The 10,474-nt window shown below is 73.1% G+C and carries 8 protein-coding genes and 1 pseudogene; 6 read left to right on the top strand and 3 right to left on the bottom strand.

Translation table 11 applies throughout. From position 1 onward, the window contains the following. Positions 1-172, top strand: a pseudogene (locus V2S04_RS14825) (HNH endonuclease); the annotation flags it as partial. Positions 173-561: 389 nt separating this feature from the next. Continuing rightward, positions 562-1,566 (top strand): LLM class flavin-dependent oxidoreductase, encoded by a 1,005-nt coding sequence (locus V2S04_RS14820; RefSeq protein ID WP_228164527.1) that lies wholly within the window; start codon positions 562-564, stop codon positions 1,564-1,566. Between the two features lie 13 nt (positions 1,567-1,579). On the opposite strand, the gene V2S04_RS14815 is transcribed toward V2S04_RS14820, so the two are convergent. From V2S04_RS14815 to nirB, 3 genes are read right to left on the bottom strand one after another with little or no spacing between them, the layout of a single operon-like run. Beyond that, positions 1,580-2,713 carry a uroporphyrinogen-III synthase gene (locus tag V2S04_RS14815; RefSeq protein ID WP_228164528.1) on the bottom strand — a complete coding sequence of 378 codons (1,134 nt, stop codon included), beginning with the start codon at positions 2,711-2,713 and terminating at the stop codon, positions 1,580-1,582. 4 nt (positions 2,714-2,717) lie between these two features. Beyond that, complete coding sequence (gene cobA, locus V2S04_RS14810) at positions 2,718-3,482, bottom strand: uroporphyrinogen-III C-methyltransferase (protein WP_374197645.1); 765 nt, start codon at positions 3,480-3,482, stop codon at positions 2,718-2,720. Positions 3,483-3,489: 7 nt separating this feature from the next. Next, complete coding sequence (gene nirB / locus V2S04_RS14805; RefSeq protein ID WP_228164529.1) at positions 3,490-6,063, bottom strand: nitrite reductase large subunit NirB; 2,574 nt, start codon at positions 6,061-6,063, stop codon at positions 3,490-3,492. 181 nt (positions 6,064-6,244) lie between these two features. Between nirB and nirD the strand changes: the two genes are divergently transcribed. The 4 genes from nirD to V2S04_RS14785 all read left to right on the top strand — a co-directional run. Beyond that, complete coding sequence (gene nirD / locus V2S04_RS14800) at positions 6,245-6,583, top strand: nitrite reductase small subunit NirD (protein WP_228164530.1); 339 nt, start codon at positions 6,245-6,247, stop codon at positions 6,581-6,583. Continuing rightward, the gene (locus V2S04_RS14795) at positions 6,580-7,371 is read left to right on the top strand and encodes a sirohydrochlorin chelatase (protein ID WP_228164531.1); all 792 of its coding nucleotides are present in this window, start codon (positions 6,580-6,582) and stop codon (positions 7,369-7,371) included. The genes nirD and V2S04_RS14795 overlap by 4 nt, the downstream gene beginning before the upstream one ends. A 56-nt stretch (positions 7,372-7,427) precedes the next feature. Further along, complete coding sequence (locus tag V2S04_RS14790; RefSeq protein ID WP_413639116.1) at positions 7,428-8,654, top strand: hypothetical protein; 1,227 nt, start codon at positions 7,428-7,430, stop codon at positions 8,652-8,654. Positions 8,655-9,237: 583 nt separating this feature from the next. Beyond that, the coding region (locus V2S04_RS14785; RefSeq protein ID WP_413639115.1) for an HNH endonuclease signature motif containing protein at positions 9,238-10,474 on the top strand (1,237 nt) is incomplete at its 3' end.

Here is a 10,474-nt window from a genome sequence, read left to right as displayed (position 1 = left end):
CCTCTGCCAGCGACATCACTCGATGAAACAGTTCACCGCCTGGCAAGTCAGACAGCTGCCCGGCGGGGTGCTCGAATGGACCTCCCCGCTCGGCCGGGTCTACACCGACGAACCCCCGACACCGACCGTGCACTTCGTACCCGATCCGCCCGACGATCCACCCCCGTTCTGAGCTGCATCACGCCCAGCCCCCACACACCCACGCGCTCACGCGCTCGCGCGGCGAGCCGTCGTCGACCGCGCATTCAGTCGGAGCCGGCACCAGGTGAGCATGAGGTTGTTCGGCAGCGGCGGAGGCCACGATCGCGCTCGGCGCCGTGGCCCGCGCTGAGCAGGAGAAGAAGAAGGCCGCTGACGGCATCCTGCTCCGAGAGCCTGGCAGGCTGGCCGCTTCCGGTCCACAATGAAGGGGTGCACATGTCCGCCGACACCATCGCCGGCGCACCGGAAGTCAAGATCGCCCTGGCGCGCATCGAAGGCCCCCCGCGACACCTGCTCTCCGCACGCTGAGCCGCCGCCGATAGCGCTCGCGGTACGAATCGACGAAACCGGAGGCGTCCAATGCAGTTCTGGTTGCACGGCTTCCCGACCCTCGGCGGGAGTGCCGGGTGGGCGGCGGATGCCGAGGGTCTGGGCTACGACGGCGTGCTTCTCGCCGACAGCGAGATGCTCGTCCCCGACCCCTATGTCGAGCTGGGCCTGATCGCGACCGCGACCGAGCGCATCGGAATGGGCGTCGCCGTCACGAACCCGGTGTCGCGGCATCCGGCGGTCACGGCATCGGCGATCCTCACGGTGCACGCCGAGTCCGGCGGTCGCGCGGTCCTCGGGCTCGCGCGAGGCGACTCGGCTCTCCGTCAGCTCGGTCTGGCGCCGCCAGGCGTGACCGCGTTCACGGCCGCGCTGCAGGAGATCCAGGGCCACCTCGGCGCCCCCGGCCTCCCGCACGCCGCGCCCCTGGCCTGGCTTCCCGCGAACCTCTCGAAGGTCCCGGTGGACGTCGCCGCCACCGGCCCACGCATGATCGACGTCGGGGCGGTCGGCGCCGACCGGCTGACCTTCAACCTCGGCGCGGACGTCGATCGGCTGACGTGGGCCGTGAACCGTGCCCGCGACGCCCGCCGGGCGGCGGGACTGGACCCGGCCGGGATCTCCCTCGGCGCGTACGTCGACGTGGCGTGCGCCGACGACGAGGCCGACGCCCTCCGCATCGTCCGCGGCAGCGCCTCGATCTTCGCGCAGCTCCTCGCCGAGGGCGCGAGCTCCGGAGTGCCCGACATCCCCGCCGCCGACCGCCAGACCCTGGCCGGCGTGGCATCCGCCTACGACGAGGCCCAGCACGGCACCAGCGGCTCGCCGCAGGCGCGCGCCGGCATCCTTCCGGACGAGTTCCTCGCCCGCTTCGCCCTGTGCGGCACGCCGGCACAGCTGGTCGAGCGGGTGCGCGCGCTCGCCGGTCTCGGACTGCAGCGGCTCGTCGTGGTGCCCGCCTCGCGCGACGTTGACGCCACGACCACCCGCGAGACGGTGACCCGGTTCGCCCGCGAGGTGATCCCCGGCCTCTGACGCGCGCCGTCCCTCAGTCGACCGCCAGGCGATAGCCCCGCTTGATCACCGTCTGGATGAGCGCACGCTCCGGAACGGCCTGACGCAGCCGGCTCAGCGCCATCTCCAGCGCGTGGTCGTCGAGATGCGCCGCGGTCGACCGGGCGAGGTCGCCGCGCGAGACGACGCCCCCGGACGCCGCCATGAGCGTCCGGAACAGCGCGAGCGGGGTCGGGGGGAGCGTCACGCTCTCGCCGCCGACCTGCAGCCGGCTGCCGCGCAGCACGACCTCGCCGTGGACCGTGTCCAGCCGGAGGATGCGGTCCTGCTCGAGCCGCTCGCACACCTGGCGGATCAACGCCCCCAGCCGGAACCGCTCCGGCCAGATGACCGGAACCTCGGCCGCGAGCAGCGGCGCCGCCGTCACCGATCCGACCGCCGCGACCAGGACGTTCGAGCGCAGCCCCTCGATCAGCTCGGCGCTCCGCCCCAGCACCTCCGCGATCCCCAGCAGCGCGTCGGCGGCGGGCGCGCTCGTGAACGTGACCGCGTCCAGCGAGCCGGCGGCGATGCCGTCGATCAGCCGCTCCACGCGGACATCGCTCGCATCCGGCGTGAGCCACCGGTACGGGGCCACCGTGAGCACCGTGTGGCCGGCCTCGCGCAGCCGGTCCAGCTGCGCCTCGTCCGTGTACCCGTGCAGCTGCACCGCGATCGTCGCCGCCGGCGGCGAGGAGGCCAGCGCCATCTCGACGAGGCTCTCCGTCGTCTCCCGCTCGCTCATCCCCTCGTCGTTCAGGCCTGCGGCGCGGATGCCGCCGCGGGCCTTCGGCCCCCGCACGAACACCGTCGTCTCCTGCAGCGCCCCCAGCAGCGCCTCCCCGAGACCGCCCGCATCCGCCACCTCGAACCAGCGGCGAACGCCGTACGACGTGGTCGCCAGCAGCACCGCCGGGCGCGCGTCGATAATCAGCCGCGTGTCGGCGAGCACCCGTTCGTCGTCCTGCTGGTGCGCCATGCGCAGCGTCGGCGCGTGCAGCACCTCCGCCCCCCGCCGCCGGAACGCGTCGATCAGGTCCTCGCTGCGCCGGTCGCTCGTCACCCCGATCCTGAACCCGTCGAGCTGATCCGGGCGGAAGCCGATGCGGTCGGTGCCTGAGGGGATCATCGCGTCACCCGCTGAGCGAGGCCGCGTCCAGCGCGGCCTGCGCGTCCGCATCCCCGGCGACGGCGAGCCCGACCACGTCGCCCACCACGATCACGGCGGGCGCCGCGACACCGTGGGCCGCGGCATCCCACATCACGGTCGACAGGGTCGAAACCACCGTGCGCTGCCCGCGGGCGAACCCGCGCTCGATGATCGCGACCGGCGTGTCCGCGCCGAGACCGTGCCGCACCAGGCCGGCGGTGATCGATGGCAGGTTCGTGACGCCCATGAGGATCACGATCGTACCCCGCAACCCCGCGAGATTCCGCAGCTCCTCCTCCGAGAGCGGCGCATGCCCCGACACGACGGTGAACAGCCTGCTCACGTCGCGGTGGGTGACCGGGATGCCGACGGATGCCGGCACCGACACCGCGCTGGTGACCCCCGGGATCACCCGAACGGGGACCCCTGCCGCCCGGCACGCCAGCACCTCCTCCCCGCCGCGGCCGAACACGAACGGGTCGCCGCCCTTCAACCGGACCACGTCCGCACCCGCCAGGGCGCGATCCACCATGATCGCCTGGATCGACTCCTGCCCGATCGCATGGTGCCCCGGCCGCTTGCCGACGTCGATGAGTTCCGCGCGCGGCGCCAGCTCGGCGAGATCGTCGTGCGGAGCCAGCCGGTCGAACAGCACGACGTCCGCGGCCGCGAGCGCCCGCACCGCCGCGAGGGTCAGCAGCTCGACCGGGCCCGGCCCGCCGCCGACCAGCGTCACGCTGCCCGTCATCGCCGCGTCATCCCCTCCCGCGGACGGCGAGCACGGCATCCGCGATCGGCACGGCACGACCCGCGGCGCGCTCGTCAGCGGATGCCGGGCGCAGCTGTCCCCGCTCGGCCACGCGCACCAGCGACGGATCGGGCTCGTCCGCCGCGTTGACGAAGCTGCGGAACCGGCGCAGCTTGTCCGGATCGGCCAGGGTGGCGGCCCACTCGTCCTCGTACGTATCCACGTGCCGCGCCATCGCCGCCTCCAGGTCCGCCGCCAGGCCCAGCGAGTCGTGCACCACGACGTCGCGCACGTGGTCCAGACCGCCCGGGAGCTCCTCGATCCAGCGTGCGGTGCGCTGGAGCCGGTCGGCGGTGCGGATGTAGTACATGAGGAACCGGTCAACATACCGGATCAGGGTCTCGTCGTCGAGGTCGCCGGCGAGCAGCTGCGCGTGCGCGGGCTGGTACCCGCCGTTGCCGCCCACGTACAGGTTCCAGCCCTGCTCGGTGGCGATGACGCCGAAGTCCTTGGCCCGCGCCTCGGCGCACTCCCGGGCGCACCCAGACACGCCCGACTTGAACTTGTGCGGAGCGCGCAGCCCGCGGTAGCGCAGCTCCAGCCGGATCGCCATCGAGGTCGAGTCCTGCACGCCGTACCGACACCACGTCGACCCGACGCAGCTCTTGACCGTGCGCAGCGCCTTCCCGTACGCCTGGCCGGACTCGAACCCGGCGTCCACGAGCCGCCGCCAGATCGCCGGCAGCTGCTCCAGGCGCGCGCCGAACATGTCGATCCGCTGGCCGCCGGAGATCTTCGTGTACAGACCGTACTCCTGCGCCACCTGCGCGATCACCCCGAGCTTGACCGGATCGATCTCCCCGCCGGGGATCCGCGGCATCACCGAGTACGTGCCGTCCCTCTGCATGTTGGCCAGCGCGCGGTCGTTCGTGTCCTGCAGCCCGGCACGGCCGCCGTCCAGCGGATGCCCGGTGCCCTGGCTGGCCAGGATCGACGCGATCGCCGGCTTGCAGATGTCGCATCCCAGCCCCCGGCCAAACCGCTCCCGCACCGCGTCGAACGAGGGGAGCCCCAGCACCCGCACCGACTCGAACAGCTCCTGCCGCGACAGGTCGAAATGCTCGCACAGCGCATGCGACGACTCGATGCCCGCCTTCGCGAGCTCCGCCTCCAGCAGCTTCCGCACCAGCGGCACGCACGACCCGCACTGGACGCCCGCGCGCGTGCACGCCTTCAGGGGACCCATCTCGGTGCAGCCCTGCTCCTCGACGGCGTCGCGGATCGCGCCCGCGGTGACCGTGTTGCACGAGCACACCAGCGCCGAGTCGGGAAGCTCCCCCGAGTCGGGGGACGCCGCTCCCGGCGCCGACAGGAACGCAGCGGCATCCGCTCCCAGCTCCGCGCCCAGGCGAGGGCGCAGCGTCGCGTACGGGGTGCTGTCGCCGACGAACGCGCCCCCGAGCAGGGTCGTCGCGTCGCCGGAGAGCACGATCTTCTGGTGCAGCCCGCGGGCGGGGTCCGCGTACACGACCTCGAGGCATCCCGGCGTCACACCCTTCGCATCGCCGAAGGTCGCGACATCCACGTCGGCAAGCTTGAGGCTCGCGGCGTCGTCGACGCTCGCGAACACGCGGGTGCCGCCGAGCAGCCGATCCGCCACCACCTCCGCCATCGCGTTGGAGGGGGCGACGAGACCGGTGCAGCGGCCCTCGAACGACGCGACCTCCCCCACCGCCCACACGTGCGGCGCGGACGTGCGGCAGTCGGCGCCGATCGCGATGCCGCCGCCCGGCGCGCGCTCGATCCCCGCCGGCGCCGCGAGCTCGTCGCGCGGCCGGATCCCGATCGCGACGACGACGAGGTCCGCGGGCACGCGCCGGCCGTCGTCGAGGACCACCCCGGTGACCGCGCCGTCCGCGCCGGTCTCGATCGCGCTCGGGCGGTGCCCCAGATGCAGCGCGATGCCCTTGAGCGAGACGAGCCGGCTCAGCGCCTGCCCGCCGCCCTCGTCCAGCTGGGCGGACATCAGCCAGCGCCCGGAGTGGACGACGGCGACGTCGGCGCCGCGCGCGGCCAGCCCGCCTGCCGCCTCCAGCCCCAGCAGGCCGCCCCCGGCCACGACGACCCGGGCCGCCCGACCGTGCTGGGCGGCGAGGCGGTCCACCTCCGCGGTCATCCAATCGACGTCCTCGATCGTGCGGAACACGCGCGCGTGCTGCTTGCCGGGGATGTCGGGAATCGGCGGGGCGGAGCCGGTGGCCAGCACGAGCTCGTCATACCGGAGCGTGGAGCCGTCGTCGAGCGTCACGATGCGGGTCGCCGGGTCGACGGCGACTGCGGCCGTCCCGGTGCGCACCGTGACCCGCGTCGGATCCCACTGCGCGGCCGTCGCCAACGGCAGGTCGACGGGACCGGCGAAGCGGCGGCTCAGCGCGACGCGGTCGTAGGGCGCGCGCGGCTCCTCGCTGACCACGGTCACGGTGACCGCGCGGTCCGTGTCGCGGGCCAGCAGCGCGTCGGCGACGCGGTGGCCCGCGGGCCCGCCGCCGACGACGACCACGTGGCGAAGACGTACAGCCACCGTCAGCATCCTCCTCACCACGCACGCGGGGGTCTCGCGCGTCGCAAGCGACGATAGGCGCGAGGCGTTGCCTGACCGTTTCTCCTTCGTGTCCGCGGCGTCACGCTCACCCCACGCCGCGCTGAGACGGCTGTGAGGTCGGAGCAACCCGGTAGAAACGTGCGTGTCCTAGGGTGGCGCCGTGGAACAGCAGGCCGTCTGGCTCGCCGCGTGCCCCATCGCCGAGCTGGAGGCCGGCTGGGGCGAGACGGCGCTGCTCGCCGGCCGGCAGATCGCGCTGCTCAAGGACGACGACGCGCACGCCTTCGCGATCGACGCGGAGGACCCGCACACCGGCGCCATGGTGATGGCTCGCGGCATCATGGGCTCGCGCGGGGGCGCACCCACGATCGCCTCGCCGCTGCACAAGGAGGTCTACGACCTGCGCACCGGCCGGAGCCTGTCGCACCCCGGCTACTCGGTGCGGGTGTACGCCACGCGCGTCGTCGGCGGGATGCTCGAGGTCGAGGTGCCGGCGTGAGCGCGCCCGCGCTGCTGGCCGTGTCCCACGGGACGGACTCGGTGCGGGGGCGCTCGGTGGTGGGAGCACTCGTCGCGGCGATCCGCGCGCGCCAGGCGGACACCCGGGGCGGGTTCGTCGACGTGCTGCAGCCCGGTCCCGACGCCCTGCTGCGCAAGCTCCCGGCCGGGCGGCCCGCCGTGATCGTGCCGTTACTGCTGTCGGCGGGCTATCACGTGCGGGTCGATCTCGCCCGCGCGGCGCGCGAGGCCGATCGACCGGTGACCGTCGCCGGGGCCCTCGGCCCCGACGACGGCCTGGTGCGCCTGCTCGCACGGCGGGTCGCGGAGGCGGGAGCCGGGTCCCGCGACCGGATCGTGCTGGGAGCCGCCGGCTCCTCCGACCCCGCCGCCGTCGCCGACTGCCTCGAGGTCGCGGATCGCCTGGCCGGCGTGCTGCGACGCCCAGTGCCGGTGGGGTTCCTCTCCGCAGCGCGCCCCACGCTCGCGGAGGTCGTCGAGGCCGCGCGCGCCCCCGACGTCCGCGTCGTGGTGGCCTCATACCTGCTCGCGCCCGGCTTCTTCGCCGGGCTGATGGATGCCGCCGGCGCCGACGTCGTGAGCGCCCCCCTGCTGGACGGCCGTGCGGTGCCTCCCGAGCTCGTCGATGCCGCGCTCGCACGGTATGCGGCGGCATCCGCGCGGGTCCGCGTGCGCGATGCGGGCGACCTCACACGCCCGCCCGAGGGGTGTGAGAGGAACGTTACGGTCGCGCAACCGCAGGGAAATCGGCGCGGAAGGACCGCCTGATGGAGTGTGAGCACGTCACGTTCGACGCCTCCGTCACCGGCAGCGAAAGGGATCCGATGCCAAACCTGTTCACCCCCTTCACGTTGAAAGGGGTCACCCTGCGCAACCGCATCGTCATGTCGCCGATGACGATGTACCGGTCCGTCGAGGGCCGGATGGACGACTACCACGTGTCGTACCTGGGCGCGCGCGCCGCGGGCGGATTCGGCCTGATCTTCCCGGAGCAGATCGCGATCACTCCCGACGGGCGCACGACCGTCAGCTGCGCGGGGATCTACGACGAGAGCCAGCTCGATGGTCTGGCCCGAGTGTGCGCCGTCATCAAGTCCATGGGCGGTGTGGCCGCCATCCAGCTCGGGCACACCGGCCGCAAGGGGAGCCTGGTCACCCCGTGGGAGGGCGGTCACATGCTCGCGCCCGACCACCCCAAGGGATGGCAGACCAAGGCGCCGTCCGCGATCGCCTACGGCGGTGACATGCCGTACGCGCCGGAGGAGCTGACGGTGGCGGAGATCCACGACCTGTACGCCGCCTACGCACAGAGCGCCGCCTGGGCCGTCGAGGTCGGCTTCGAGTGGATCGAGATGCACTACGCGCACGGCTACCTCGGAGCATCCTTCTTCTCACCCTTGGCGAACCAGCGCACCGATCAGTATGGCGGCTCGCTCGAGAACCGCGCCCGGTTCCACCTGGAGGCGCTCGACGCCGTGCGTGCCGTCATCCCGGAGCGGATCCCGCTGACGATGCGTCTCGGATCCGACGACCTCAACCCGGCGGGCACGCAGTTCGACGACTCGATCGTCGCGATCGGCTGGATGAAGGAGCATGGCCTCGACCTCGCCGACCTGTCGTTCGGCGGGAACACCGACGACATGCGCGAGAACATCTTCAACACGCCGCGGGCGTTCGTCGAGCGGGCCGCCCGCGTCAAGCGCGAGCTCGACATCCCGGTCGCCGCGAGCTGGAACCTCGGCAAGCCTCAGAACGCCGACGCCGTCGTCAAGGAGGGCCTGATCGACCTGGTCTTCCTCGGCCGCCCCGCCCTGGCCAACCCGCACTGGCCGGTCTGGGCCGCGCGCGAGCTCGGCTACGACAACCCGTTCGGCCTCGTTCCCGACGACTGGGGCTGGTGGCTGCGCAACTTCCGCGGCGACCAGCAGTCGATGGGCTTCCCCGACGCGACGGAGGCCGCCGAGGGCGCCGCGGTCGCCAACGCGACCCCGACCGAGGGCTGGAAGGTCGCGGACGCGCCCGCCGAGGACGAGGTGCTGCGCGTGGCCTGACCCGGTGCCGGCACCGGCGGTTGGGTCCGGTGCCGGCACCGGTGCTGCATCGCGCCGGGCTGATAGCGGTTCTGTGCGGGCGCAGTGCGGCGGCGGCGGGCACGAGCCGGGCTGATGTGCCCGGCTCGTGCCCGCGCCCGGCTCCGCCTCCCACCGACCATCGCCCCGTTCCTGCGGTGCTCGCCTGGCACCCGGTACCGTGCGATGCCTGCCGCGCCGCCCCCCGACATCCACTGGCCTGCCGCTCCGTGGGGTGGGACCGCCGCTATCGTCCACTTCCGTGGGCGTCCCGGCGTGATGCCGGTCGGGAGTAGAGCCTGCCATGCCTCCCCTGCGATGCACCGCCGCGTAGCCGGTCTGGTGCGACGCTCGCGTGACACGGAGCGGGACGCGCGGCCATCGCCGCGTTCCTCATGCGCCCACATCGCCCGCTCCTGCGACGGCGGGCCATGCGGCGACCGAACGTTCACGACGGCATCGCCCTCTCCTCCCCAGCCGAGGCATCCTCGAGGTTCTCCACATCGTGACCGCGGAACGTGGATTCCGGACCTCCGATGTCCGAGGTCCGCCGTAAGATTCGAATATGTCTTCGAACGGGATCATCGGCTTCAGCGACGCGGACACCGCCGAGCTGGCGGAGATCGTGCACGCCGCGCGGGCCGCCCACGCGGCCGTCGCCGCGGCCCAGGCGGCGCTGACCCGCACTCTCGCTCGAGCGCAGAAGCTCGCCGACACGCAGGCCGCGCACGCTGCCGAGTCGGTGAAGAGCAAGGACATGGCGCTGCGAGGGATCTCCGCCGAGATCGCCGCGGCCGTCAGGTCCTCCGACCGGTCGGTGCAACGTCAGATCAGCGACGCCGTCATCCTCGTCGACGAGTTCCCGGCCACTCTCGATGCCTGGGAGACGGGCAGCATCACGAAGGGCCACGCCGTGCTCATCACGGAGCTGGGCCTGCCGCTGCCGTCCGAGACCCGTCCCGAGTTCGAGCGTCTCGCCCTCATCCGCAGCGAAGACGAGACGCCCACGCGGCTGCGGTCCGAGCTCGCGATCCTCGCCGACCGCCTGCATCCGCGCACTCTCACCGAACGGCACATCGAAGCGCGCGAGGAGCGATGCATCCGCACCTTCGCCGTCGGCGACGGGATGTCCGGGCTCACCGTCATCGCCCCCACCCTGCTCATCGACGCGATCTACGACCGCGTGACCCGCCAGGGCGCCGCCGTCGTCGATGCGCGTCGACAGGCGCGTGAGCGCCTGCGGCGGCGCGCGGCGGCGCGCTCGGCGGCCGACAGCGCCGGCAGGCCTGACGACGCGGCGAGTGCGAGCGGCGGGTGCGACGATCACGACGAGATCGTCGCATCCGACGCTCGCACGATGGACCAGCTGCGCGCCGACATCCTCACCGACATGCTGCTGACCACGCAGCCCGGGGCGGATCCCACTCGCAGCGACGACGGCCCCGGCACTCTGGGCGCGATCCGCGCCAAGGTGCAGGTCGTCGTGCCGGCGCTGACCCTGCTCGGCGATGACCGCGTCCCCGCCGACCTCGCGGGTCGCTCTCCGATCGACGCCGAGACCGCGCGCACGCTCGCCGGAGCCACTCCCGACGGCTGGGAGCGCATCCTCACTCACCCCGTCACCGGCGCAGTCCTCGCCACCGACACCCGGTTCGCCGAAGGTCCGCTCCGCCGCCACCTGCGCGCACGAGACCGGCACTGCCGCTTCCCCGGATGCCGCGTCCCCGCGGTGCGGTGCGAGATCGACCACACCGTCGACCACTGCCTCGGCGGCCGCACCTGCGTCGAGAACTGCGAAGGCC

Origin of the sequence: Microbacterium sp. OR21 (assembly GCF_047306785.1) — a bacterium.
GTDB lineage: Bacteria > Actinomycetota > Actinomycetes > Actinomycetales > Microbacteriaceae > Microbacterium > Microbacterium esteraromaticum_E.
This window is presented reverse-complemented; position numbering and strand designations above follow the sequence as displayed.